At 62.7% G+C, this 23,776-nt stretch carries 27 protein-coding genes; 11 read left to right on the forward strand and 16 right to left on the reverse strand.

Annotated elements, in window-relative coordinates; genetic code table 11:
- Positions 1-120 precede the first annotated feature (120 nt).
- Entirely contained in the window at positions 121-903 is a 783-nt protein-coding gene (locus tag EN845_RS03990; protein WP_127871406.1) for a glucose 1-dehydrogenase, read from the forward strand.
- 109 nt (positions 904-1,012) lie between these two features.
- Positions 1,013-2,011 carry a transporter gene (locus EN845_RS03995; protein WP_127281220.1) on the forward strand — a complete coding sequence of 333 codons (999 nt, stop codon included), beginning with the start codon at positions 1,013-1,015 and terminating at the stop codon, positions 2,009-2,011.
- Here the strand turns inward: EN845_RS03995 and rarD are convergent.
- The 8 genes from rarD to cysS form a co-directional block, all read right to left on the reverse strand.
- Positions 1,989-2,915, reverse strand: coding sequence for an EamA family transporter RarD (gene rarD, locus EN845_RS04000; RefSeq protein WP_127871405.1), 927 nt, complete (start codon positions 2,913-2,915; stop codon positions 1,989-1,991). The two genes, EN845_RS03995 and rarD, sit on opposite strands and share 23 nt — an antisense overlap.
- 82 nt (positions 2,916-2,997) lie before the next feature.
- Positions 2,998-4,620: a citramalate synthase gene (cimA, locus tag EN845_RS04005; protein WP_189522863.1), complete on the reverse strand. Its 1,623-nt coding sequence runs from the start codon at positions 4,618-4,620 to the stop codon at positions 2,998-3,000.
- A gap of 37 nt (positions 4,621-4,657) precedes the next feature.
- Complete coding sequence (gene pip, locus EN845_RS04010; protein WP_127871403.1) at positions 4,658-5,608, reverse strand: prolyl aminopeptidase; 951 nt, start codon at positions 5,606-5,608, stop codon at positions 4,658-4,660.
- The gene (locus EN845_RS04015) at positions 5,605-6,081 is read right to left on the reverse strand and encodes a GFA family protein (protein WP_127280640.1); all 477 of its coding nucleotides are present in this window, start codon (positions 6,079-6,081) and stop codon (positions 5,605-5,607) included. The genes pip and EN845_RS04015 overlap by 4 nt, the downstream gene beginning before the upstream one ends.
- The gene (locus tag EN845_RS04020; protein ID WP_127871402.1) at positions 6,078-6,569 is read right to left on the reverse strand and encodes a GFA family protein; all 492 of its coding nucleotides are present in this window, start codon (positions 6,567-6,569) and stop codon (positions 6,078-6,080) included. The genes EN845_RS04015 and EN845_RS04020 overlap by 4 nt, the downstream gene beginning before the upstream one ends.
- A gap of 24 nt (positions 6,570-6,593) precedes the next feature.
- Complete coding sequence (locus EN845_RS04025) at positions 6,594-6,980, reverse strand: VOC family protein (protein ID WP_127871401.1); 387 nt, start codon at positions 6,978-6,980, stop codon at positions 6,594-6,596.
- Positions 6,977-7,165 carry a hypothetical protein gene (locus EN845_RS04030; RefSeq protein ID WP_127871400.1) on the reverse strand — a complete coding sequence of 63 codons (189 nt, stop codon included), beginning with the start codon at positions 7,163-7,165 and terminating at the stop codon, positions 6,977-6,979. The genes EN845_RS04025 and EN845_RS04030 overlap by 4 nt, the downstream gene beginning before the upstream one ends.
- A gap of 32 nt (positions 7,166-7,197) precedes the next feature.
- On the reverse strand, positions 7,198-8,649 hold the full coding sequence (gene cysS / locus EN845_RS04035) for a cysteine--tRNA ligase (RefSeq protein WP_127871399.1): 1,452 nt from the start codon (positions 8,647-8,649) through the stop codon (positions 7,198-7,200).
- A 418-nt stretch (positions 8,650-9,067) separates the two neighbouring features.
- Here cysS and EN845_RS04040 point away from each other — a divergent pair, with 418 nt between their 5' ends.
- A complete protein-coding gene (locus EN845_RS04040) occupies positions 9,068-9,223 on the forward strand; it encodes a hypothetical protein (RefSeq protein ID WP_127278312.1) in 156 nt (51 codons plus the stop codon).
- A 68-nt stretch (positions 9,224-9,291) separates the two neighbouring features.
- Here the strand turns inward: EN845_RS04040 and EN845_RS04045 are convergent, their stop codons facing one another.
- Entirely contained in the window at positions 9,292-10,053 is a 762-nt protein-coding gene (locus EN845_RS04045) for an SOS response-associated peptidase (RefSeq protein ID WP_127871398.1), read from the reverse strand.
- A gap of 119 nt (positions 10,054-10,172) precedes the next feature.
- On the opposite strand from EN845_RS04045, the gene EN845_RS04050 reads away from it, so the two are divergent.
- From EN845_RS04050 to EN845_RS04065, 4 genes are all read left to right on the forward strand, one after another.
- On the forward strand, positions 10,173-10,595 hold the full coding sequence (locus EN845_RS04050) for an NUDIX hydrolase (RefSeq protein WP_127871397.1): 423 nt from the start codon (positions 10,173-10,175) through the stop codon (positions 10,593-10,595).
- Positions 10,596-10,724: 129 nt separating this feature from the next.
- Entirely contained in the window at positions 10,725-11,102 is a 378-nt protein-coding gene (locus EN845_RS04055; protein ID WP_127278315.1) for a TIGR02301 family protein, read from the forward strand.
- Positions 11,103-11,454: 352 nt separating this feature from the next.
- Positions 11,455-11,712 (forward strand): hypothetical protein, encoded by a 258-nt coding sequence (locus EN845_RS04060; protein WP_015318556.1) that lies wholly within the window; start codon positions 11,455-11,457, stop codon positions 11,710-11,712.
- A 69-nt stretch (positions 11,713-11,781) separates the two neighbouring features.
- Entirely contained in the window at positions 11,782-12,570 is a 789-nt protein-coding gene (locus EN845_RS04065; RefSeq protein ID WP_167531194.1) for a hypothetical protein, read from the forward strand.
- A 51-nt stretch (positions 12,571-12,621) separates the two neighbouring features.
- On the opposite strand, the gene EN845_RS04070 is transcribed toward EN845_RS04065, so the two are convergent.
- From EN845_RS04070 to EN845_RS04080, 3 genes are all read right to left on the reverse strand, one after another.
- The gene (locus EN845_RS04070) at positions 12,622-13,359 is read right to left on the reverse strand and encodes a nucleotidyl transferase AbiEii/AbiGii toxin family protein (protein WP_127871396.1); all 738 of its coding nucleotides are present in this window, start codon (positions 13,357-13,359) and stop codon (positions 12,622-12,624) included.
- Between the two features lie 70 nt (positions 13,360-13,429).
- Entirely contained in the window at positions 13,430-13,636 is a 207-nt protein-coding gene (locus tag EN845_RS04075) for a hypothetical protein (RefSeq protein WP_245511629.1), read from the reverse strand.
- Between the two features lie 84 nt (positions 13,637-13,720).
- A complete protein-coding gene (locus tag EN845_RS04080) occupies positions 13,721-15,052 on the reverse strand; it encodes a dihydroorotase (protein ID WP_167531231.1) in 1,332 nt (443 codons plus the stop codon).
- Between the two features lie 75 nt (positions 15,053-15,127).
- Between EN845_RS04080 and EN845_RS04085 the strand changes: the two genes are divergently transcribed.
- The 3 genes from EN845_RS04085 (at position 15,128) to EN845_RS04095 (ending at position 18,831) form a co-directional block, all read left to right on the forward strand.
- The gene (locus tag EN845_RS04085; protein WP_127871393.1) at positions 15,128-15,988 is read left to right on the forward strand and encodes a folate-binding protein YgfZ; all 861 of its coding nucleotides are present in this window, start codon (positions 15,128-15,130) and stop codon (positions 15,986-15,988) included.
- The gene (locus tag EN845_RS04090) at positions 15,988-16,623 is read left to right on the forward strand and encodes an HD family hydrolase (protein WP_127871392.1); all 636 of its coding nucleotides are present in this window, start codon (positions 15,988-15,990) and stop codon (positions 16,621-16,623) included. Before EN845_RS04085 ends, EN845_RS04090 begins: the two co-directional genes overlap by 1 nt.
- 66 nt (positions 16,624-16,689) lie before the next feature.
- On the forward strand, positions 16,690-18,831 hold the full coding sequence (locus EN845_RS04095; protein WP_127871391.1) for an EAL domain-containing protein: 2,142 nt from the start codon (positions 16,690-16,692) through the stop codon (positions 18,829-18,831).
- Positions 18,832-18,846: 15 nt separating this feature from the next.
- On the opposite strand, the gene EN845_RS04100 is transcribed toward EN845_RS04095, so the two are convergent.
- A complete protein-coding gene (locus tag EN845_RS04100; protein WP_127871390.1) occupies positions 18,847-19,737 on the reverse strand; it encodes a fatty acid desaturase family protein in 891 nt (296 codons plus the stop codon).
- Between the two features lie 112 nt (positions 19,738-19,849).
- Here EN845_RS04100 and EN845_RS04105 point away from each other — a divergent pair, with 112 nt between their 5' ends.
- The gene (locus tag EN845_RS04105) at positions 19,850-20,767 is read left to right on the forward strand and encodes a LysR substrate-binding domain-containing protein (protein WP_127871389.1); all 918 of its coding nucleotides are present in this window, start codon (positions 19,850-19,852) and stop codon (positions 20,765-20,767) included.
- Between the two features lie 16 nt (positions 20,768-20,783).
- Here EN845_RS04105 and EN845_RS04110 read toward each other — a convergent pair whose 3' ends face one another.
- From EN845_RS04110 to EN845_RS04120, 3 genes are read right to left on the reverse strand one after another with little or no spacing between them, the layout of a single operon-like run.
- Positions 20,784-21,056: a DUF3303 family protein gene (locus tag EN845_RS04110; RefSeq protein ID WP_127871388.1), complete on the reverse strand. Its 273-nt coding sequence runs from the start codon at positions 21,054-21,056 to the stop codon at positions 20,784-20,786.
- A gap of 16 nt (positions 21,057-21,072) precedes the next feature.
- Positions 21,073-22,536, reverse strand: a complete 1,464-nt coding sequence (locus EN845_RS04115) for a RimK family protein (protein WP_127280355.1) — start codon at positions 22,534-22,536, stop codon at positions 21,073-21,075.
- Entirely contained in the window at positions 22,536-23,633 is a 1,098-nt protein-coding gene (locus tag EN845_RS04120; protein ID WP_127871387.1) for a peptidase C39 family protein, read from the reverse strand. The genes EN845_RS04115 and EN845_RS04120 overlap by 1 nt, the downstream gene beginning before the upstream one ends.
- Between the last annotated feature and the right edge of the window lie 143 nt (positions 23,634-23,776).

Here is a 23,776-nt window from a genome sequence, read left to right on the forward strand (position 1 = left end):
CAAGGCGACAAAGCGCCTTGCATGTCATCAAGTCACGCGGCACGCTGGTGCTGCCGCTTGCCGAGGCCAGACGGGCCTTCGCGCTGGCGGGCGACAGATCGCGACCGATAAAGGTGCAAATTGCATTCGACTGACTATCTCGGCCGCCTGTTCGGCCTCGAAGGCAAGCATGCCTTCATAACCGGCGCCAGCCGCGGCCTGGGCCTGGCCTTCGCGGAAGCGCTTGCGAGCGCCGGCGCTCGCGTCACGATCGGCGGCCGCAAGGCCGACGATCTGAAAGTGGCCGCAGACAGGCTGCGCGCCGCGGGCCATTCGATCGCGGAAGCGGTCATCGACGTGACCGACACACAGTCGGTCGACAAGGCGGTCGCGGCAGCGGAAACGGGCACCGGACCGATCGACATCCTGGTCAACAATGCGGGCATCCAGCGCCGGGCGCCGCTGGAAAGCTTTAGCGACGCCGACTGGGACGCGCTGATGGCCACCAACCTGGACGGCGTGTTCAAGGTGAGCCGGGCCGTCGTAAAGGGCATGATCGCTCGCCAAAGGGGAGCGATCATCAACGTCTCCTCGGTGCAGAGCGTGCTCGCGCGCCCTTCGATCGCGCCTTACGCGGCGAGCAAGGGCGCCATCACCATGCTGACCAGGTCGATGGCCGGCGAATGGGGCCAGCACGGCGTGCGCGTCAACGCAATCGCGCCGGGCTATTTCAGGACCGAGCTCAACGCCGCGCTGGTCGCCGACGAGAAATTCTCCGCCTGGCTGACGGGCCGCACGCCGATGCGGCGCTGGGGCGAGGTGCAGGAGCTTGCTGGAGCCGCCGTGTTCCTGGCTTCCGACGCCGCCAGTTTCGTGAGCGGACAGACACTGCTGGTGGATGGCGGGATCACCAGCGTCCTGTAGGAACGCGCGCCGTCACGAAACAGTCACACTAAATCGGGGATGCCATGCTAGAAATCGGACCTGGCCGCCCCCCGCGACCCCGACCGCATCAGAGACCGGCGAAGCCGCCATGAATATCGCCCTCCCCGCCGAAGGCACCGACCTGTCGCCTTACCTGCCAGATGAGCACGGGCTGTTCTTCATCTACCACTTTACCGCCGAGGGCGCGCGCACCAGGGATGCCGCCGCCGCGCACTGGACATGGCGCAGCTACCAGCTTTCCGACATGCGCGCCCGCCACGAGATCGGCGCCGATAAGGCCTTGCCGGCGCCGGTGCGCGAAGCCTTCCTGGGCGCCAGCCATGGCTGCCATATCGACCTCGAGGATGACTGGCTCTACGGCGATCTGCCGGACCTGCGCCATGATTATTCGGCGGAAGCCGGCGGGCTTGGTCATTTCCGCTTCGCCCTCAACGACACGATGCTGGTCGGCGCCCGCAAGCAACCGCTGCAATCGGTCGACAACATCCGCAAGGCGATCGAGAACGGATCGCGCAAGTTCCGCTCGCCGGCCGAGCTGATCGAGGCTGTCGTCGGGCAGTCGTTCGACGGCATGGCGACGGAACTGGCGTCACTCAGCGACAGTCTCGACGGCATCGAGGACCGTATCGTCTGCGACGCATGGCACAATGAGCGGCAGGCGCTGGTCGATGCGCGCCGGCACCTGGTGGTCATCCACCGGCAGATGGCGACGCTGACAAATCTGTTTCGCCACCTCGACCATTCGCACCGCAACGACCTGCCGGATTCGATCAACGACATGGCAGCGCGGCTTTCGCACCGCGCCCAGACGCTGCACTATGACGGCGAGCAATTGCAGGCGCGCACGCGGTTGCTGCAGGACGAGCTGATGGCCAAGCTGACGACGCAGTCGAACCGGCTGCTCTATGTGCTCTCGGTGATGACGGCGGTGCTGTTGCCGATGACCATCATCTCGGGCCTGTTTGGCATGAATGTCGGCGGCCTGCCGCTGGTCAACACCCCATTGGGCTTCTGGGTGGTCACCGCCGTATCGCTGCTGATCGCGGGCGCGACCTATCTTTTCGTCAGACGGCTCGGACAGATGTAGCCCGGCGCGCCGTCGCCAGCATGGACCAGGAATAGATCGCAAGCGCCGCCCAGATCAGGGCAAAGGCGATAGCCTGCGTTGTGCCGAACGGCTCGTCGAAGATCAGCACGGCAATCAGAAACACCATGGTCGGCGCTATGTACTGCATGATGCCGATGGTCGAGAGGCGCAGCAGCTTGGCGCCGAAGGCGAACAGCAGCAGCGGCACGGCGGTCACCGGCCCGCAGCCGATGAGCAGCGCGGTGTCGGTGCCATTGCTGGAGACGAAATGGTCCTGTCCGGTGGCGATCAGGAAGACGATGTAGCCCAGCGCCGGCACCGACAGCAAAAGCACTTCGAGCAGGAAACCCTGGCTGGGGCCGATCGGCAGCGTCTTGCGGAAGAAGCCGTAGGCGGCGAAGGAAAACGCCAACGCCAGCGACACCCAGGGCAGCTTGCCGCCATCGATCGTCAGTACGGCGACGGCAACCGCGGCAAGCGCCACCGCCGCGATCTGCAGCCGGTCGAGCCGTTCGCCAAGCAGCAGCGCGCCGACCACGACGTTGACCAGCGGGTTGATGTAATAGCCGAGGGCTGTCTCGACGGTGCGGTCGACGGCGATCGCCCAGACGTAAATGCCCCAGTTTACCGAAATCAACGCCGCCGTCAGCGCCGCCATGGCGATGGTACGGGGCGAGCGGATCGCCGCCTTGAAATCGGCCGTGCGGCCGGCCCAGACCAGGACCGCCGCGGCAATCGGCAGCGACCAGACGATGCGATGTGCAATGACCTCGGCAAGCGGCAGATGCGCCACCGCCTTCATGTAGAAGGGCAGCAACCCCCACAAGAGATAAGCGCCCAGCGCCAGCAAGAAGCCGCGGCGGGCTTTTGAATCTGTATCGGAGGCAATTGCTTCAGCGGCCATGGCCCAACGCTATGGCCCAGTAACCTTGGCAAGACCATCGCAAAGTTCTGATGGATCAATGGACTTTCGCTGATGGTTCAACTTACTCCGCAGCCACCAGCCCCGCCATCTCGCGGTTCTTCATCAGCTTGTAGATGATTGAATCCATCAGCGCCTGGAACGATGCGTCAATAATGTTTTCGGAGACACCGACCGTCCACCAGCGGGCGCCGGTGCCGTCATGCGATTCGATGAGCACGCGGGTGATGGCCTCGGTGCCGCCATTGAGGATACGCACCTTGAAGTCGGCGAGTTCGAGATCGGCGATCTCGTTCTGGTATCTGCCGAGATCCTTGCGGAGCGCGATGTCGAGCGCGTTGACCGGGCCATGGCCCTCGGCCACCGACATCTTCTCCTCGCCCTCGACCAGCACCTTGACCACCGCTTCCGATACCGTCTTCAACTGTCCGTTGGCATCGAAGCGGCGCTCGATCATGCAGCGGAACGAGGTGACGTGGAAGAACTCGGGCAGGCCATGCAGCATCTTGCGCGCCAGGAGTTCGAAGGAGGCGTCGGCACCCTCATAGGCATAGCCCGACGCCTCACGCTCCTTTACCACGGATATCAGGGCGTCGAGCCGGTGATCGTCCTTCGGCACATCGATGCCGCGCCGCTTCAACTCGGCGAGGAAATTGGCCTTGCCGCCCTGGTCAGAGACCATGACGCGGCGACGGTTGCCCACGGATTCCGGCGGCACGTGCTCATAAGTCGCTGGCTCCTTGGCAAGCGCGGAAGCATGAATGCCGGCCTTGGTGGCAAAGGCGGACGAGCCGACATAGGGGGCCTGCGCTTCCGGGGCCCGGTTCAACAATTCGTCGAAGGCGCGGGACAGCCTTGAGATGCCGGTCAGCGATTCGGCTGAAATTCCAGTCTCGAAGCGGTCGGCGAAAGCCGGCTTCAGCGCCAGCGTCGGCACGATCGAAATCAAATTGGCGTTGCCGCAACGTTCGCCGATGCCGTTCAGCGTGCCCTGGATCTGACGCACGCCGGCTTCGACGGCGGCAAGGGAATTGGCCACCGCCTGGCCGGTGTCGTCATGGGCGTGGATGCCGAGATGCTGGCCCGGGATGCCCGCGGCGATGACCTTTTCAACGATTGCCCGCACTTCGGAGGGCTGCGTGCCGCCATTGGTGTCGCAAAGCACCACCCAACGCGCGCCGGCATCATAAGCTGTCTTCGCGCAGGCAAGCGCATAGTCCGGGTTGGCCTTGAAGCCGTCGAAGAAATGCTCGCAATCGACCATTGCTTCCTTGTCCGAAGCGACTGATGCCTCGACGGACACCTTTATGCTCTCGAGGTTCTCCTCGTTGGTGCAACCGAGCGCCACCCGAACATGGTAGTCCCAGCTCTTGGCGACGAAGCAGATGGCATCCGATTTCGACTGGACGAGTGCCGCCAGCCCCGGATCGTTCGAGGCCGAGACCCCAGCCCGCTTGGTCATGCCGAAAGCGACGAATTTGGCGCGTGCCGTGCGCTTTTGCTGAAAGAAGGCGGTATCGGTCGGGTTGGCGCCGGGATAACCACCTTCGACATAGTCGAAGCCGAACTCGTCGAGCAGTTTGGCAATCGCGATCTTGTCCTCGACCGAAAAGTCGATGCCCGGCGTCTGCTGGCCATCGCGCAGTGTGGTGTCGAAGAGATAGAGGCGTTGTTTTGTCATGGCCATAGCTCGAAAAATCGTCGCAGAGCGCAGTCAGGCACTGTCATTTACCTGCATATTTGTCCGTCGCGCGGATCAGCTGATCGAGGATGCCCGGCTCCGAATAGGCATGGCCAGCGCCCTCGATCAGATGAAAGTCCGCCTTGGGCCAGGCCTTGTGCAGCGCCCAGGCGTAGCGCGCCGGGCACGGCATGTCGTAGCGGCCATGGACGATCGTGCCCGGAATGTCCTTGAGCTTTCCGGCATCGCGCAGCAACTGCCCCTCCTCCAGCCACCCGGCGTGGACGAAATAGTGGTTCTCGATGCGGGCAAAGGCGACGGCGTAGTCGTCCTCGCCAAAGGGACCGCTGGTTTCGGGCTCCGGCAGCAGGGTGATCGTCTCGCCTTCCCATAGGCTCCAGGCACGGGCGGCCTCGATCCGCATCTTGCGGTCGGAGCCGACCAGCCGCTTGCGGTAGGCGCCCATCATGTCGCCGCGCTCGACCTCGGGAATCGGCGCCAGGAAACGTTCCCACTTGTCGGGGAACATCTCTGAGACGCCGAACTGATAATACCATTCAAGCTCAGCGCGGGTCAGCGTATAGATGCCGCGCACCACCAGTTCGCTGACGCGATCAGGGTGTGTCTCGGCGTAGGCGAGCGCCAGTGTCGAGCCCCAGGAACCGCCGAACACGAGCCATCTATCGAAGCCGGCCATTTCGCGCAGGCGTTCGATGTCGGCAACGAGATGCCAGGTCGTGTTGGCCTCCAGCGAGGCATTCGGCGTCGACTTGCCGCAGCCGCGCTGATCGAACAGGATGACATCGTAAAGCTTGGGGTCGAACAGCCGCCGGTGTTTTGGCGAAATGGTGCCGCCCGGCCCGCCATGCAGGAACACCGCCGGCTTGGCGCCCTTGGTGCCCGACCGCTCCCAATAGACCTGATGGCCATTACCGACGTCGAGCATGCCCGAGTCGAACGGTTCGATTTCCGGATAGAGGGTGCGCAAGCTCATAGTTTCAGGCCCTGTTGCGGCCAATTGGCCGTTTCGTGATCGGGATGTTGGAAGGAGATGATCTGCTCCTGTCGCGCGTAATAGTCTGGATCCTGGTGGACGGGTTGCTCGAAGATCGTCTCCACCCAAGGCAGCCGTGCCGCATAGTTGACCTGGATCCGCGGCGCCAGATCGGAGCGGTCGTCGAAGGCGCCGATGGCGATCTCGAGCCCGCCGGGCTGCCGGTAGGTCAGCGGCGTGCCGCAACGGGCGCAGAAGCCGCGATCGATGTTGACCGACGACTGGAAATAGCTGGGCTCCTCACGGGTCCATTCGACACCATCCTTGGGCACCGTCACCAGCGCGCCGAAGAAGGAACCGAACTGTTTCTGGCACATCCGGCAATGGCAGATGGATGGGCGTCCCAGCGCGCCCTTGATGCGGAAGCGCACGGCGCCGCATTGGCAGCCGCCGGTTCGGACTGTCTCGGTCATGGTCTTTCCTCCGGCGGCCATTGGTCGGTGTCGTGGTCGGGATGCTGATAGGAGATGAGCTCGGCGAGATAGGGGGCCGAGCCCATATCCGCCATCGTGTCCTCGCCCGGCAATCGCGGAATGGAATCCACGTAGGGCAGTTTCGCCTCCGTGCCCCATTGGATGGTCGGCGCGATACCAGCCGGATCGTCGAAGGCGGCGATCGCCAGCGCCATGCCGTCGGGCGCCTCGAAGGTCAGCGGCGTGCCGCATTCGGCGCAGAAGCCACGCCAGGCCGCATTGGAGGACCGGAACCGCTTGGGCTCGCCGCGCGTCCAATCGACCTTGGCGCCGCGCACCGAGACCAGCGGCAGGTAGAAATTGCCGCTCGCCTTCTGGCACATGCGGCAGTGGCAGACCGAGGCGTCACCAAGCGCGCCTTCGACGCGAAAGCGCACCGCGCCGCACTGGCAGCCGCCCGTATAGACCGGCCGGTTGTCGAGGCTCATCGACTTTCACTCCGATCCATGGGCTCACTCCGGATCATGGCAGACCGCCTCGACATTGTTGCCGTCGGGATCGAAGACGAAGGCGCCGTAGTAGTTGGGGTGATAGTGCGGGCGCAGGCCCGGTCCGCCATTGTCCTTGCCGCCGGCTGCAAGGGCGGCGGCATGGAAGGCGTCGACCTCGGCGCGGCTGCGCGCGGTGAAGGCGACGTGCTGGTGATCTCGGGGCTTTTCGCTGGCCGCGCTCAGCCAGAACACTGGCCGGTCGCGGCCATAACCGCCGACCTTGGCGCCACCGGTGTATTCCTGCGGCACCATGTAAAGCAGCGAGGCACCGAGCGGCGCCATCGCCTTGTCGTAGAAGGCTTTTGAATTGTCGAAATCAGACACGGTGATGCCGAGATGGTCGATCATGGAACGAGCTCCTCCATTGCCGGTTCGCTCGCCGGCATTTCGGCATTGGCCAGGCCGGCCTCAATGACGATGTGCTGGCAGACATTGTCGATATCGCGGATCACGTCGTCGTTCCAGAAGCGCAGCAGCCTTGGCGGGCTGCCGGCACATTGGACTGTCGAGATCAGCTCTCTACGGCCCGCCAACCTCTCCACTCCGGCCATAACAGCAACCACTCTCACCGCTTGATCTCCCACGTCGTCATGCGCTCGCCGGTGACCGGGTCCTTGCCGTCCTTCAGCTGCACTCCCTTGGCCAGCAGTTCATCGCGGATGCGGTCGGCCTCGGCCCAGTTCTTCGCGGCGATGAACTGCAGGCGCCTGGCGATGGCCTGAGCGATCGCGACCTCGTCGACCTTAGCCGCGCCGACGTCGAAACCGAGGAATGCGAGCGAGGTTTTCAAGGAAGCCGCAGCGCCATTTTCGCCAACGCCGCTGAATTCGGTCGCCTCGCCTGCAAGCTGGGTCAGTTGCTGGAAGGCCGCGTAGGTCGCGAGGTCATCCGACAGCGCCTCCACCACCTCCACCGGCAACCGACTTCCCGCGGCCGGCGCCAGATCCGCCGCTCGTTTCCATTTGCGCAGCGTGTTTTCCGCCTCCTCCAGCTTGCGCACGGAAAAGTCGATCGGTTCGCGATAATGCGTCATCAGCATCGCCAGCCGCAGCACGTCGCCCGGCCATTTGCGACCACCAAAAGTGTCGGTCTCCAGCAATTCGTGGATCGAGTAGAAATTACCGAGGCTCTTCGACATCTTCTGGCCCTCGACCTGCAGGAAGCCGTTGTGCATCCACACATTGGCCATGACCGACGTGCCGTGGGCGCAGCGCGACTGGGCGATCTCGTTCTCATGGTGCGGGAAGATCAGATCGAGGCCGCCGCCATGGATGTCGAAGACCTCGCCGAGATAGGCAGCCGACATGGCCGAGCATTCGATATGCCAGCCGGGCCGGCCCCTGCCCCACGGACTTTGCCAGCCCGGCTCTTCGGCCGAAGACAGTTTCCACAGCACGAAATCGCCGGGGTTTTTCTTGTGGGCGTCGACGGCGATGCGGGCGCCGGCCTGCTGCTCGTCGAGATTGCGTTTCGACAATTGCCCATAGTCTGGCATCGACGCCGTATCGAACAGAACTTCGCCCGCCGCGACATAGGCATGGCCGCGTCCGATCAGGCTTTGAATCAAGGTGATCATGTCCGCCTTGCCGTCGGCGCGGGGCTCGACGAATTCGGTGGCGCGCGGCTCGACCGTCGGCTCCAGGCAGCCAAGCGTGGCGACGTCCCTGTGGAACTGGTCGGCGGTTTTTTCGGTAACCCGCCGGATCGCTTCGTTGAGCGACAGTGTGCCGGCTGATATCTCGCCGCCGAAATCGCGCAACGCGCGCGCGTTGATCTTGTCGTCGACGTCGGTGATGTTGCGCACATAGGTGACGTGCGTCTCGCCATAGAGATGGCGCAGCAGACGGAACAGCACGTCGAAGACGATGACCGGCCTGGCGTTGCCGATATGGGCGAAGTCGTAGACGGTCGGGCCGCAGACATACATGCGCACATTTCGCGGATCGATCGGCACGAAGTCCTCTTTCGCGCGCGTCAGCGTGTTGTAGAGGCGCAGGCCCTGCGATGCGTCAGACATTCCAAGCCTTCCCGGTTTCAGAACTTCTTGTCTGGATGGAGCCAGCCCCGCGCCGAGGCGCAAATCAGACTCCAGCCTGCTGGCCGGGGCGTTTGTCCAATCTGGGGAAGATGAGGCGAAAACGTCCGGACCAGCGCAAGGCTAGCCAATAATGCATATGCCACAAATGGCGAAAGACGTTTTCATGGGCGGCTTTATCGCCCTGAGCAGTGTTGCCGTCAAGTCGCTGATCCCGGGAAAAACATCGCGAGGGCTGGCAAACGCATCGCCCGATTACACGGAATCAGCCAATGAAACATTTTATTAAACATGTCGGCACAGTCATGAAACATTCGCCGGCTAGATCAGCAAGCGTCACGATTTGGTCGGATTCGGCGACCAAGTCGCATACACGAAAACGTTATCTGGGAAGAGAAACATGTCTCGAAGCAAGCAGGAAGCCAATCGCGCCAAGCAACCGGCGCTGGCCAACCACTATCGTGCGATCGGTCCGGCAGCCATCGTCGCCGCCCTTCTTCACACCGCCAAGAAGAAGAAGCCGGCGCAGAAGATCGTATCGCCCCGCGCCGCCTGAAGCGGCGCCCCGGCCGACACCGAGGGCGCGAACAAGCGCCCTGAACATAAAGACCCCGACTGGCTTCGCTAGAACAGCGTCATCTGACTGTCGTCCGCGCCGGGTTTCTGGCGCCTGACTTTCTCGGGTTCGGGCCCAACCTCGCCCCTCTCTTGAATCTCCGGTCCGGTGTTGGCGACCTTGTTGACAAGGCCGGAGACAGGGATCGCCTCGAAGAAATCGGGCTGTGCCGGCCGCAGCAGATGGGCGACATCGCGCGGTTCGCGCGTCCGGCAATCCAGCCAGCGGGCAAAGTCGGAGACATCGATCACCACCGGCATGCGGTCATGGATATGGGCGATGTCGGCGTTGGCGTCGACGGTCAGGATGGCACCGGTGTCCATCTCCGAGCCGCCCGGCTCGGCATAGGTTTCGATCAGGCCGGCAAAGGCAACCAATCCGCCATGCCGCGGCCGGATCCAATAGGGTTGCCCCTTCTTGCCTCCGGTCTGCCGCCACTCGTAAAAGCCGGATGCCGGCACCAGCGCACGGCGATGACGCATGGCGGCCTTGAACGAGGCCTTTTCGATTGCGCCTTCCGAGCGCGCGTTGAACAGCAGCGGAAACTCCCTGGTGTCCTTGACCCAGGCGGGAAGGAGCCCCCAGCGCACCAGCATCGGCTGCCGATCCGGCAGGTTGGAGCCTGCAGCCCGCGGCACGCCAGCAGTCGCCATCAGGACCGGCTGCGTCGGCGCGATGTTGTAGCGGGCCGGGAAATCCTCGAGCTCGGCAAGGCCCAGGAAGGTGGCGGTCCGGTCCGGCGTGGCGGTCAAGGCAAAACGTCCGCACATGATGGAGCCTTTCGAATGGTTCGGCTCCGAAAGTGGCTATGGAACCGGTGTTGCGCAACCGGTAATGCTTCCTCTTACCGGGCGGTCCACAACAGACCGGCCCGCGAATGAGCCCGATCATGAACGAAGCACGCAAGACACTACCCGCCGTCTCGGTCGCCGTCGTGCGGGGGGACAGCATACTCCTCGTGAAACGGGCAAGGCCGCCTTCGCAAGGGCTCTACGCCTTTCCCGGCGGCAAGGTCGAAGGCGACGAGACGCTGGAGGATGCGGCACGGCGTGAACTGATGGAAGAGACCGGCTTGCGCGCCACCGGCTTGCGGCCGCTTCGGGAAATCCACATCGACGGCAGGGACGACAGCCACCCAGTCGACTATCTGCTCACGGTCTTCGGCGCCGCCTATGCCGGTGGCGAGGCCGTGGCCAGTGACGACGCCGAGACAGCCGCCTTCTATACACTCAAGGAGATGACCCTGCTGCCGCTTGTCGGCTCGGTATTCGCGGTCGCAGAGGAACTCCTCGGTCCCCTTCAGACCCACTGAGCCGGCACTGAAAATCGCCTTGCAGGCGACAAATTGTTTCGTCACAAGGCTTATGTTGTCTCGCCAGCCATGACGGCCTAAGCCGTTCGACAGACGATAACGGCCTAAGCCGTCGGTCAGAGAAGATCTATGAACCGTCCGTCAATACTCCTCGCCATTTGCCTTGCTGTCAGCGCGGCTGTCCCGGCGCGGCCTGCCTTCAGTGCCGAGTCGCCGTTCGAGCCGGGGCTGATGCGGCTGGCGGAAGTTCTGGGGTCACTGCATTTCCTGCGCAATCTGTGCGGGGAGAAAGGCGACCAGTGGCGGGACGAGATGGAAAAACTGCTCGATTCGGAAAACCCTGACCCGGAACGCCGCGCCCGCTTCATCGCCAGCTTCAACCGCGGCTATCGTTCCTTCGGCGGCACCTACACCCAGTGCACCGCTTCGGCCACTGAAGCCATCAGCCGTTATATGAAGGAAGGTGAGACGCTGTCGCGCGACATCGCCTCGCGTTATGGCAACTGAGCATCCATCAACAGATATCAGGCCCGTCGCGACCGATGATCGCCATATCCGGCTTGTGCCTGTCCAAGTCTTGGTGCAATCCTGATGTTGCACTTCTGCAACAGCGTTAATCAAACGTTACCACGCGAATGCGGAATTAACTCAAACTGAAGGTTTTCGCCCCGCAGGCCGGCCTAATCGGCTAAGTTTGATCCGGGTTGAAACGCAGCTTCGCCAAACACAGTCGGCCCCTGTAACAGACGATCTAAAAAATGTCGTATTTACAGATACTTACTTGGAGCTGCCTATGAATGGAACAGATCAAGCCTGATCCACACTGATGGGTTGCCGCTTGAAAGGGTGGACATCGCTTATGGAACATGCTGCCAACGACATCGACGCGCTGGTCAGGGAAGAGAAGCGCCTGACGGCGGTTGAGAGCCACAGCGAAGCCTGGGCGGAAGGTCTTTCGGCCGGCATCGAGCCCGAGATCATTGCCGAGGCGGCACTCGAAACGGCATTCGGCGAAATGCTGCGCGCCAATGGCGAGACCTCGGCCCTTGCCCTGCTGGACCGTATGCGTGAAAAAGTGATTGCTGGCGCCTTCGAACCCGAGCGGCTGCGGCACTGAACCGATATCAGGTTCTTTGACGATTGGATGCCGATCGGGCACCATGCCCGGAGCAGGGAGATACGGGCAGTGAATTTTCCGATGTCAGGCAGGCCGAAGGGCCTTGTCCTCTACATCCGCCTCGCTGCTTGCTGTGGCGCGATTGCCTTGGCGACGTGCCTGGCCAGCAGCCCTGCCTATGCACTGAGCGAGATCAAAAACGAAGAACTCCCCTCGCCGGTCACACCGTTGACGGATGGCGATAGTTCAACGCCCGGAAGCACAGTTCCCATGCCTGACCCGGTGGGGACATCGCCTTCGAGCAGCCAACCGGCCGCTCCCGACGCCGCGGAGCCTGACACTCCATCGGATGGCGGCAGCAACAGGCCGCGTGTCGATCCCGAGGCGCCCCTGCCGGAAGTCGTCTACGACCTCGGCAAACTGCCCGAGCCGGTGCGGCGCATGCATGACCTGATCATCGAAGCCTGCAAGAGCGGCGACATCGAGAAGCTCAGGCCCTTGATCGGCAAGGGCGACAGCATGACCCAACTGTCGCTTGCCGATATCGATGGCGACGCCATCGCCTTCCTCAAAGGGCTGTCGGGCGACCCTGACGGCCAGGAGATCCTGGCTATTCTGGAGGAGGTGCTCTCCGCCGGCTACGTCCGTGTCGATGCGGGCACGCCACAGGAACTCTATGTCTGGCCGTATTTCTTCGCGCTGCCGCTCGACAAACTCGACGCCAAGCAGCGGGTCGAGCTGTTCAAGATCGTCACGGCCGGCGATTTCGACGACATGAAACAGTTCGGCGCCTACATCTTCTATCGCGTCGGCATCACACCCGCCGGACAATGGACCTTCTTCGTGGCCGGCGATTGAAGCCATCGCCTGCCTGGTTGCGCCAGGATGCAAGCATCGTAGACGATGTTGCTATTTGAGCGGGCTGGCAGGTTCTTCGCTGATGTCAGCATCAGGCCAAATGCGAATGCTCTCATTTCGAAGAGCCGAAATGGCGCCGCAAGCCATGTCAGCCTCCATCTGTAGGATCTCGGCTGCGTAATTCAACTCTTCCGCATCCCGAAGCTTGTTAACCACCCAAACAACCTTGCGCTGGATATCCTGTCCATATGCAGCCTGGGCCTTGGCTACAGCGTCGCTCGGGATCTCCCGGTAGGCGCTGATCAACATCCCCAGATCAATAGCATCGCGATAGCCGACAGCACGCTCTTGGCATCGATCGGCATTCGCCAATAACTTCTCGGCGAACATGTCCGAGGGGGTCAAAGAAGGTACATTTAGATCGTCGTCGAAACGACCTTGCAATGGGATGCGGGCTTCACGAACGATTTCAAACTTGATCAATTGCCCCCTCAACTTTACCACGGTCCTCAGGCCATACTGATCAATCCGAAAATCCCGTACAGCTTCGACTGGTTCAGGAAAGAATGCCCTTACCCCGCGTTCGACTGCTGACATTCGCAATTGGCGATAGCCGTCGACGTCCGCGCACAGAAAATCGACGTCCAACGACCGCCTATACTCGCCCAATTTCAACACAATCGCCGTCCCGCCACCGAACCAGCATTGGGCTGCGGTCAGGAAATCGCGGTCCATAAGCGCGAGGGCTTCAGCGATAATCCTGTGTTCCGGCTTTCTGAATTCCTTCATGGCTTCCGCTCGCGAAATGTCCGGTTTTGAGGTTGCAAATGCGAGGCGAAAACCAGCACAGGAGGACAATTCAGCCGGCAGTCAGAAGGATACCGTGACCGAATTCGCTGGCGAGATTCTGGATAAGCAATTTCTCGCGCGTCGTAAGCCGTGTCTGATCGACAAAGCGCCAATTGCGCTCGTACAACGCAAATGCTTCGTTGGCCGGGATCAGTCGCGCGGCATCGCGATTCCACAAGAGCGCTTGCAGCTCTGGAAACTCGGCGGGGTCAATCATAGGCGCGCTATGTGCCTGCATAATGCCTTGAACATAGTGTGGAACGCTTAAAAATCAAAGACGTGACGCACAGCCACTGGTTGCCTAACCAGGCAGCGCCTCGGAGAACTCCATCGCCCTGCCCTGGCCTGGCGTGGCGATTTCGCCTTCCCACATGACGCGCCGACCGCGGATGACGGTGCCGACCGGCCAGCCGGTCACCTGCTTGCCGTCATAGGGTGTCCAACCGGCTTTCGAGCCGGCCTGCGCGTTGGTGATGGTCTCGCGCCGCTTCATGTCGACGATGGTGAAGTCGGCGTCGTAGCCGGCAGCGATGCGGCCTTTCCGGGCCATGCCGAAGATGCGCTGCGGGCCATGACTGGAGAGATCGACAAAGCGCTGCAGGGTCAGCCGGCCGGCATTGATGTGGTCGAGCATGATCGGCACCAGCGTCTGCACGCCGGTCATGCCCGAGGGTGAAGCCGGATAGGATTTTGCCTTCTCGGCCAATGTGTGCGGCGCGTGGTCGGAGCCGAGCACGTCGACAATGCCCTGCGCAATGCCATGCCAGACGCCGTCGCGGTGGCGCTTGTCGCGCACCGGCGGGTTCATCTGGATCAGCGTGCCGAGGCGCGCATAGTCGTCGGCGCTCAGCGTCAGATGGTGCGGTGTCGCCTCGCAGGTCGCGACATCCTTGTGCTGTTCGAGGAACAGTATTTCCTCGGCGGTCGAGATGTGCAGGACGTGGATGCGGGCGCGGACGTCGCGCGCGATGCGGACCAGCCTTTCGGTGCAGCGCAAGGCGGCGATCTCGTCACGCCAGACCGGATGCGATGACGGGTCGCCCTCGATGCGCTCGTCCAGGCGCTCGCGCAGCCGGAACTCGTCCTCCGAATGAAAAGCGGCGCGGCGGCGGGTGTTTCGCAGGATCGAGGCGACACCTTCATCGTCCTCGACCAGCAGGTCGCCGGTGGACGAGCCCATGAAGACCTTTATTCCAGCGGCCCCCGGCAAACGTTCGAGGTCGCCGACGTCCCTGGCGTTGTCGCGGGTACCGCCAACCCAGAAAGCAAAATCGCAATGCATGCGGCCGCTGCCGCGCCGGACCTTGTCGGCAAGCGTTGCCTCGCTGGTGGTCAGCGGGTTGGTGTTGGGCATTTCGAACACGGCGGTGACACCGCCCAGCACCGCCGCGCGCGAACCCGTTTCCAGGTCTTCCTTGTGCTCCAGTCCCGGCTCGCGGAAATGCACCTGGCTGTCGACGACGCCCGGCAGGATATGCAGGCCCCGGCAGTCGATCGTCTCGCCAGCCGAGGCCTGACGCAGATCGCCGATCGCGGCGATGCGCCCCGCCTTCACGCCGACGTCGCGCAGTCCCTCGCCGTCATGATTGACCACTGTGCCGCCTGTCAGGATGAGGTCGTAGGTCATGGTGATGCTCTCTTGCGGGGGGAGTGTCAGCGGCTTACGTAATGGCCAACCGTTTTGCAAGATCAGGCTTTTATCCGCCCCATGCCCTTTGCCCTGCTGAAAGACCGCGCGCTCATCATCGTCTCCGGCCCGGATGCCGAACACTTTCTGCAAAACATCCTGACCACCGATCTCGATGCGCTTGGCAATGGTGAGGCCAAGCCGGGCGCGCTGTTGACGCCGCAAGGCAAGATCCTGTTCGACTTCCTGATCTCGCGGGCCGGCGAAAACGCCTTCCGCATCGAATGCCGTGCCGACGTTTCAGACGATTTCATTCGCCGGCTGATGCTCTACAAGCTTCGCGCCAAGGTCGAGATTGCCAAGTCGGAACAAACGCTTGTCACCGTCGCGTGGGGAAAGGAATCAATCGCCTCAGAAAGTGATTCAACCGCGGTCGCCGACAGGCGCTTTGGCGACGAAGGCGTCACGCGCTTCTATGCCGGCACCGCGGATACCGGCGACATCGCCGCGTGGCAGGCCTTTCGCATCGCCCACGGCATTGCCGAGAGCGGACCCGACTATGCACTCGGCGATGCGTTCCCGCATGACGTGCTGCTCGACGAGATGGGCGGTGTCGGCTTCAAGAAGGGCTGCTATGTCGGCCAGGAGGTGGTCTCGCGCATGCAGCATCGGGGCACGGCCAGGCGGCGCGTGCTGATTGTCGAGGCCGGGCTTCCCCTGCCCCCCGTCGGCACCGAACTGACCGTCGAGGGGCGGTCGGTTGGCACGCTCGGCTCAAGTGCCGGCACATCAGGGCTCGCCATTGCCCGCATAGACAGGGTCAAGGCGGCGTTGGACGTTGGCCAGCCGATTCTGGCGGCCGATGCGCCGGTGACGCTCACCATTCCTGCCTGGGCCAAATTCAGTTTCCCGCAGGAAGCCGCCGGCACGGAGGAAACCTGATGGCGGCGGACCGCGCCGGCGCGCCACCACGCGCCTGGCAGCGCATGCTGTCAGGCCGCAGGCTCGACCTGCTCGACCCCTCGCCGCTCGACATCGAGATCTCGGACATTGCGCATGGGCTTGCCCGCGTTGCCCGCTGGAACGGCCAGACCCGCGGCGAGCATGCCTTTTCCGTCGCCCAGCATTCACTGCTGGTCGAGGCGCTGTTCAACGAACTGGTGCCCCAGGCTTCGGCCGACGACCAGTTGGCGGCGCTGCTGCACGACGCCCCCGAATATGTCATCGGCGACATGATCTCGCCATTCAAGTCGGTGATGGGCGGCAGCTACAAGGATTGCGAATTGCGCCTGCAGCGCGCCATCCATCTGCGTTTCTCGCTGCCTCCCGAACCGGCCGCGGTACTCCGCAAGGAGATCAAGCGCGCCGACCAGATCGCCGCCTATTTCGAGGCAACGCTGCTCGCCGGCTTTTCGAGCGCCGAGGCAACCGAGTTCTTCGGCCGTCCGCGCGGTTTTTCCGCGGAGCGCTTCGACTTCGCGCCACGCTCGGTGACCTCGGCGCAGAATGCGTTCCTGAAGCGGTTTTCGGCGATCGAGACGTCAAGACATCACGTTGCGACATCCGCGCTAGGGTAGAAAACGCTAAATTAACCGGAAGCGTCAACAGTGTGGTGTTCGATCAAAGCACCGCAGGGGCGCCTCATGCCCGTCGTGGATGTCAAGGATGGTTCGGTCGGCCCGGAACGGGCGGCCGGAGGCGTGGAACGCCCTCGCCGCATGCAAGATGAGCTGCGCGAGCAGAACGAACGCTTTTCAGCCGCTGTCGAAAACATGTCGCATGGCCTGTGCATGTTCGACGCCGATGAACGCATGATCATCTGCAACCGCAACTACATCGACATCTTCCACCTCGATGCCAAGGTGATGCGGCCAGGCATCCGCTTCATCGACATCCTGCGGCATAGCGTCGACCTCGGCGTCGCCTCGCAAAGCGCCGACGAGCTCTACGCCATCCGCAAGCCCTATATCGACCAGGCGAAACCTTCGGCCTACGAGGAAATCCTGTCGGACGGCCGCATCATCCTTATCTCGCACCGGCCGCTGGCTTCGGGCGGCTGGGTCTCGATCTACGAGGACATCACCGAACAGCGGCGCGCCGAGCAGGATCTCAAGGAGCAGCATCGCCGCTTCGACGCCGCGCTCGCCAACATGTCGCAAGGCCTGCTGATGTACGACGCCGACGGCAAGATGATCGTGCGCAACGGGCGTTTTCTGGAACTGTACAATGTCACGGCGGCCGACTTCCCGCTTGGAACGACGCACCGCGACGCCCTCGAACGATTGCTGGAACTCGGCATCTACACGAAGATCGACGTCGACAGCGAAGTCGCCAAGACCGAAGCCTGCCGGCGGGCGGGAAAAATGCATTCGACGTATCGCCATCTCGCCGACGGCAGGACGATTCTGGTCGTGCGCCAGCCGATGAGTGGCGGCGGTTGGGTGGCGACGTTCGACGACGTCACGGAACGCCGTTTGGCCGAAGAGCGCATGATCCATCTTGCGCATCACGACACGCTGACTGGGCTGCCCAACCGATCGATGTTTCGCGAACGGCTCGACCATGCGCTGGAGGATGTGGCCGCTACGCCGCTCGCGATCTTCTCGCTCGACCTCGACCGTTTCAAGGCTGTGAACGACACCTGGGGACACCCTGCCGGTGACTGGCTGTTGAAGAGAGTGGCCGAAAGACTGCAGCGTTGCCTGCGCGACGATGCGGACATGATCGCCCGTTTCGGCGGCGATGAGTTCGTCGTCATCCAATCCAACTCCGTGGGCATTGCCGATGCCGAGAAACTGGCGAAGCACATCGTCGAGGCAATCGCAAAACCATTTCGCGACAAGAGCCGCGAGATGCATGTCGGCGTCAGCCTGGGCATCGCCGTTTTCCCCGCCGATGGCCGTGACGCCGACACGCTGCTGAAGAACGCCGACACGGCGCTCTATCGGGCGAAGAGCGAAGGGCGAAACCTCTATCGCTTCTTCGAACCTGGAATGGACGCCGCCGTGCAGGCCCGGCGGGCGCTTGAAGTCGACCTGGAGACCGCGCTGCCGCGCCAGGAGTTCGATCTCGATTTCCAGCCCATCATGAACATCGCCTCGGGCGAGATCATCGGCGCGGAGGCCTTGATGCGCTGGCATTCGCCGGCGCGCGGCAAGGTGGCGCCGGACGACTTCATTCCCGTCGCCGAAGAGACAGGGCTGATCGTGCCGCTTGGCGAATGGGCGCTGAGGAAAGCCTGCGCGACGGCTGCAAGCTGGCCGCCGGGTTTGCGCATTGCGGTCAATGTCTCGGCGGTGCAGCTCAAAAGCAGCGGGTTTGCCCGCGCCGTCATCTCGGCGCTGGCTTTTTCCGGCGTCCCGGCCGGACAGCTGGAACTGGAAATCACCGAAACCGTACTGATGGACGAGAGCAAGGCCGTGCTGAAAACGCTGCGCCAGTTGCGTGAGCTCGGTATCCGCATCGCGCTGGACGATTTCGGCACCGGCTATTCCTCGCTCGGCTACCTCAGGCGTTTTCCGGTCGACAAGATCAAGATCGACCGATCATTCATTCGCGACATGGGCAATCGCGACACGGCGGCGATCGTCCGCTCTATCATCGGTCTCGGCACCGAACTTGGCATCGTCGTCACCGCCGAGGGCGTCGAAACCGAGAGGCAACTCGACATGCTGCGCGACAACGGTTGTGTCGAGGCGCAAGGCTATCTGATCGGCGTGCCGTCGAAGGCGGCTGACATCCAGCGTCTGTTGAAAGCGCGTGCGCCGCGCAGCCAGACCGGCTAACGCATCGGCGCAAGGTCAGCGCAGCGTCTCCAGGTATTTCTCGTGGAAGCTGACATAGCCGGGCTCGACCACCTTCAGGTGCCGCTCGATCAGCGCGTGAAACCGCGGCAATTGGTGAAACGGCACGCCGGGATAGGCATGATGCTCGGCATGGAACGGCATGTTCCAGGCCAGCTTGCGCACCGCCCAATTGGTCAGCGTCGTCCTGGTGTTTTCCAGCATGTTGGCGACGAACGGGCAGCGGCCGTGCTCGGCCAACAGATAAAGCCGCAGGAATGGCTGTCCGAGCAGAGCCGGCAAGATCCAGACATAGAACAGCACCGTTGCCTCGAACCAGATGGCAAGCGCCAGGACCACGACATAGAACCCGATCATCGCACGTGCCTCGGCGCGCACTTTGGACAGGCCCTTTGGCGGCACATAGCTATCGTGGCAGTCCCCACGCGCATTGGTGTACAGCGTCTTTAAATGCCCCCACCACACCGGCAGGCCCGAGACGTGGACAATGTATTGCCGCAAGGTCTCAGGCTTCGGGAAGGCAAGCTCGGGATCGTTTTCCGGATCCTGCGTGTACCGGTGGTGAGCGAAGTGGAAGTAGCGGAACCAGTCGGCGGGCAGCCCGATGGCCAGGCTGCACAGCCGCGCCACGCCGTCGTTCAGCCGCTGCGTATTGAAAGCCGTGCGGTGAACCGACTCATGCAGCAGCGTGAACAGGAACACGATAAGGATGCCTTGCGGCAGCATCAGCAATGGCCAGAACGGCACCTTGGCCGCGATCAGCGATCCAATGATGACAATCGCACCCAAGTGAGCGCCGAACTGGAACAGGCCCGCGACATCGGATTTGGCCGTCAGGCGATTGCGCTCTTCTGTCGTCAGTGACGCGATGATGTCGCGATGGTCCATCGGCCTCGATCCAGGCTGGAGATTGATGAAGACCACTCTAGTCGGCGAAAAAGCTTTCCAAAAACAACGATTCCTGCGATTTGGATAAGCTAAGCTTATCTATCTGGCGATCATGGTCACATCCCCATCCCTGAAAGGGCTCCAGGCTTTCGAAGCCGCCGCACGTACGGGCAGCTTTGCCGCGGCGGCGGAAGAGCTTTCGGTCTCGGCTGCCGCCGTCAGCCAGCTTATCCGCACCTTGGAGGAGCAGATGGGCCGCAAGCTGTTTCAGCGGGTCAACCGGCGCGTTGTCCTCACCGAGGCCGGCGTGGAAATGTTGCCGCGGCTGACCGTGGCTTTCCAGGAGATCGGCAGCGTCTCGCGCGAACTGGGCGGCGATGCATTCCGCCCGCGTCTGGTCGTATCGGTGCCGCCATCCATGGCCATGGGCTGGCTTTCGCAGCGTCTGGCCGGCTTCGTCGCAAGCCATGACGCCGCCGACATATCGCTCCGGGGCGATGACGACCCGGTGCCGTTCGACCGCGAACTGATCGACATCAGGCTCTCCTACGGCCCGCACTATCGCGAACATCCGACCGAGGACATTGCCAGGGACGCCGTCTATCCGGTCTGCGCGCCAAAGCTTGCCGGCATGATCAAGGCAGGCGGCGAGCCGCTCGCCGGGCTGCCGCTGATCCACACGGATTGGGGGCCGACCGGTGCTTCGTTTCCGTCCTGGCGCAACTGGTTCGAGGCGACGAATGCCCAATCTGGGCGGGCATTGCGGCGCGGCCTGTCGGCCAATTCGTCGCGCGCGGCCCTCGACCTCGCGATTTCGGGGTTGGGCGTGGCGCTGGCGCAAGGGATTTACTGTGCCGAGGCGGTGGAGGACGGCAGGCTGGTGCGGCCCGCCGCGAGCGCAATCGCCCTGCGACAGCCCTACTGCCTGACTGTCCCGGAGCGAAGCGCAAGGCGCGATGTCGTGGCCGCGTTCCGCGCTTGGCTGATCGATGAATGCCGGCGCGCCGTGGACTCCCCGGCGCTGCGCTGACCCAGGAGGGCGATGGCTAGAGGTGCCCGCTCAAGGCCACCACCATGTCCTTGTTGGTCGCCACGGGCACGATCTCGAACTCGACCAGATCAGCCCATTCGATGACCCATCGCTGCAGGAGCGTGACATCATCGGCCTCCACCAGCAGGAAACAGCGGCTCATATCGGCCGCGATCCAGCTATGATGCACGACAAGCTCCTCCGGCTTCAGGCGGCCCCGGTCGCGGAACCGGCGATAGATTTCCTTGCGGTCGCAGCCGGTGAAATCCTCGATGACGATGAACAGCATCTCTTCCCTCGGTTGATTACCGCCCCGGCCTGTCCAGCCGCTCCAGGAACCACTGCGTCAACCGCACCCAGACTTCGTCCTTCTCGCCGGAATCCTCCCAGCCATGGTCGAGGTTGGGGTTGTCGTTGACCTCGATGACGAAGACGCCGTCCTTGGTCTCCTTGAGGTCGACACCGTAGAGGCCGTCGCCGATGCAGCGCGCCGCCTTCACCGCCGTCTCGACGACATGAGACGGCGTCTCCTTCAGCGTGAAGGTCTTGATGCCGCCCTGGTCGGGCTTGCCATTGGCCTTGTGGTTGACGATCTGCCAATGCTTCTTGGCCATCAGATAGTGCACGGCAAACAGCGGCTGGCCGCCGAGCACGCCGACGCGCCAGTCATATTCGGTCGGGATGAATTTCTGCGCGATCAGAAGATCGGAATCCTCGAGCCATTCGGTGGCAAGCGTCTTCAGCTCCTCGAAATTGGCGCATTTCTTGACACCGCGCGAGAACGACGAATCCGGGATCTTCAACACCAGGGGAAAACCCAGCGTCTGCGCGGCGAGTTCGAGATCAGAGGCGCCGGCGATCATCACCGTGGGCGGCACCGGCACTTTGTTGTAGGCCATCAGTTCGTTGAGATAGACCTTGTTGGTGCAGCGGATCATCGACAGCGGGTCGTCGATGACAGGCATGCCTTCCTGCTGGGCGCGGCGGGCGAAACGATAGGTGTGATTGGAAATCGAGGTGGTCTCGCGGATGAACAGCGCGTCGTAATTCGCGAGCTTGGCGAGATCCTTCCTGGTGATGGGCTCGATTTCGACCCCCATCTTTTCGGCGATCTTGGCCCAGTAGCGCAGCGAGGAGATTTCCGACGGCGGCAATTCCTCATGCGGATCGACCAGCGTGGCGAAGGTGTAGCGCGCCGGCGTCCGGCCCTTGGTGTCGCGCCACTCTCGGTTGGTGTAGGTCTCCAGGCACTGGATGAAGCTTTTTTCCTCGTCCTCGGTCATCCGCGCCAGCGGGTGGAAGCCGATCTTGCGGATCGAGGCCCATTCGGCGCTGTCCTTGATGTGGACTTCGAGCGCCGGCGCCCGGAACCAGTCGAACAACAGCTTGGCAAAACGGTCCCAGACCTTGGACGGGCCGATGCCGAAGAAGATGCAGACCTTCGCCGGAAATACGCCGCCGAGGTCCTTGCGGCATTTGTTGAGCGCCAGTTCCAGTTCCGGCAAGGCGTGCTCGTAGAGCTTGCGCTCCGACAGGTCGATCATCGTCTCGACGGTCGGGATGACCTTGTGGCCGCGCGAGCTCGCCAGCAGCGACGCATAATAGCCGCGGCTCTGGTAGCCGTAATTGTTCGACAGGTTGATGACCTTCGGCCGCTGGCCGCGGAACAGAGAGGGATGCGCGAGATAGTCGCGATTGGTGATGATCTTGTGCGGTGTCGCCACCTGGTCGAGATCGCTTTGCCTGCCGGTAAGAATGACCCAGGTCATTATCTCTTTCCCAAAGTGATGGCGGCACGCAGTCCGTCGCGGCCGAACTGCGCCATGTTCATGAAGATGCCGTAAGGCACGGGAATGTTGGCGGCATCAAGGATGGTTTCCTGCCTTTCATCCTCGACCCACGGATCGTGGATCAGAATATGGTCGCCATCATCGCCGATGGCCAGCACCCAATGCGGCACCTTCTTGCCGAACATCAGGAAGCCGCTGATCAGCACCAGCACGAGTTTGCCCCCGGCGAGAGCCGCCCTGATATCGTCGATGGTGAACGGACGGTAATTCACCGGGATACCGTAAAGTTCCGCTCGGCGGCGAAAGTCGACCTGGGCCAATTCCATGATCCGGCGCTTGTCCTCGCTACGCACCGATTGCAGGAACAACGCGCCGTAGAAGGAAACAAAGATTTCCGCCGCGAGCCCGCTTTCATACCCCGAGACAGCCAGACCGAATGGTTCGCAGCCGCCCGGCCCGGACATCATGAAGACGGTCGTCGCCTCGCGCCAGAGTCGGATTTCCATCACCGGGTCGGGTACGAAGCCACGATCGAAATTGGCCATGGCCATCATCAGGCAGCATGGACCGCAGGTGAACTCGCAGGTCTGCTGATAGAATGGCACCCTGGTGGCGACCGGAAGGTCGCCGCGCAGGGTCTTTTCATAGCGCAGCGCCGTCGCGCCGTCCTCGTAGTAACCCGGCTCCCGGCCAATCTTGCGGTATCCGCCCTGCTCGTAGATGCGGATGGCACGGCCATTGTCTTCGCGCACTTCGAGACGCAGCATCATGCGGCCGTGTTCGAAGGCTGCCTCTTCGGCCGCGGACAGCAATTGGCGGCCTATACCGAGCCCGCCGAAAAACGGTCCGACGGCTATGGAATAGAGCCGTGCCACGCCGCTGCCCTTGCGAAAAAGCACGATCGCGTAACCTCCGACGCGGCCATCGATTTCGGCGACCAGCGTCTCGGCGGTCTCGCGCTCGATGAACTGGCGGAAGGAGCGGCGGGAAATGCGGTCGCTCGAGAACACAGCTTTCTCGATGGCGGCGAGGTCATCGACGTCAGACGCGCGGGCCGTGCGGATCTCGGCAGGCATGCGGCTTGAGAAAACCTCGATTGCGTTGCGGAAACGGCCCCAGTCAAAGCGTCGCAAACACCGGCCGAAGCGCCGGTATTCATCAAGCGCTATCGCTCCTTGATTAGGGCCGAATTGTGACAGTTTCCGCGGCGGCAGGGAAG

Origin of the sequence: Mesorhizobium sp. M8A.F.Ca.ET.202.01.1.1, from assembly GCF_004791595.1 — a bacterium.
Taxonomy (GTDB): domain Bacteria; phylum Pseudomonadota; class Alphaproteobacteria; order Rhizobiales; family Rhizobiaceae; genus Mesorhizobium.

Coding starts and splice junctions, on each gene's coding strand:
- EN845_RS04040 (WP_127278312.1), top strand. CDS start 9,068: ATGTCTCGAAGCAAGCAGGAAGCCAATCGCGCCAAGCAACCGGCGCTG.
- EN845_RS04050 (WP_127871397.1), top strand. CDS start 10,173: ATGAACGAAGCACGCAAGACACTACCCGCCGTCTCGGTCGCCGTCGTG.
- EN845_RS04075 (WP_245511629.1), bottom strand. CDS start 13,636: ATGATTGACCCCGCCGAGTTTCCAGAGCTGCAAGCGCTCTTGTGGAAT.
- EN845_RS04115 (WP_127280355.1), bottom strand. CDS start 22,536: ATGACCTGGGTCATTCTTACCGGCAGGCAAAGCGATCTCGACCAGGTG.
- EN845_RS04105 (WP_127871389.1), top strand. CDS start 19,850: ATGGTCACATCCCCATCCCTGAAAGGGCTCCAGGCTTTCGAAGCCGCC.
- cysS (WP_127871399.1), bottom strand. CDS start 8,649: ATGTCTGACGCATCGCAGGGCCTGCGCCTCTACAACACGCTGACGCGC.
- EN845_RS04110 (WP_127871388.1), bottom strand. CDS start 21,056: ATGCTGTTCATCGTCATCGAGGATTTCACCGGCTGCGACCGCAAGGAA.
- EN845_RS04060 (WP_015318556.1), top strand. CDS start 11,455: ATGGAACATGCTGCCAACGACATCGACGCGCTGGTCAGGGAAGAGAAG.
- EN845_RS04045 (WP_127871398.1), bottom strand. CDS start 10,053: ATGTGCGGACGTTTTGCCTTGACCGCCACGCCGGACCGGACCGCCACC.
- EN845_RS04085 (WP_127871393.1), top strand. CDS start 15,128: ATGCCCTTTGCCCTGCTGAAAGACCGCGCGCTCATCATCGTCTCCGGC.
- pip (WP_127871403.1), bottom strand. CDS start 5,608: ATGAGCTTGCGCACCCTCTATCCGGAAATCGAACCGTTCGACTCGGGC.
- EN845_RS04100 (WP_127871390.1), bottom strand. CDS start 19,737: ATGGACCATCGCGACATCATCGCGTCACTGACGACAGAAGAGCGCAAT.
- EN845_RS04095 (WP_127871391.1), top strand. CDS start 16,690: ATGCCCGTCGTGGATGTCAAGGATGGTTCGGTCGGCCCGGAACGGGCG.
- EN845_RS04055 (WP_127278315.1), top strand. CDS start 10,725: ATGAACCGTCCGTCAATACTCCTCGCCATTTGCCTTGCTGTCAGCGCG.
- EN845_RS04015 (WP_127280640.1), bottom strand. CDS start 6,081: ATGACCGAGACAGTCCGAACCGGCGGCTGCCAATGCGGCGCCGTGCGC.
- cimA (WP_189522863.1), bottom strand. CDS start 4,620: ATGGCCATGACAAAACAACGCCTCTATCTCTTCGACACCACACTGCGC.
- EN845_RS04020 (WP_127871402.1), bottom strand. CDS start 6,569: ATGAGCCTCGACAACCGGCCGGTCTATACGGGCGGCTGCCAGTGCGGC.
- EN845_RS03995 (WP_127281220.1), top strand. CDS start 1,013: ATGAATATCGCCCTCCCCGCCGAAGGCACCGACCTGTCGCCTTACCTG.
- EN845_RS04090 (WP_127871392.1), top strand. CDS start 15,988: ATGGCGGCGGACCGCGCCGGCGCGCCACCACGCGCCTGGCAGCGCATG.
- EN845_RS04120 (WP_127871387.1), bottom strand. CDS start 23,633: ATGCCTGCCGAGATCCGCACGGCCCGCGCGTCTGACGTCGATGACCTC.
- EN845_RS04070 (WP_127871396.1), bottom strand. CDS start 13,359: ATGAAGGAATTCAGAAAGCCGGAACACAGGATTATCGCTGAAGCCCTC.
- rarD (WP_127871405.1), bottom strand. CDS start 2,915: ATGGCCGCTGAAGCAATTGCCTCCGATACAGATTCAAAAGCCCGCCGC.
- EN845_RS04025 (WP_127871401.1), bottom strand. CDS start 6,980: ATGATCGACCATCTCGGCATCACCGTGTCTGATTTCGACAATTCAAAA.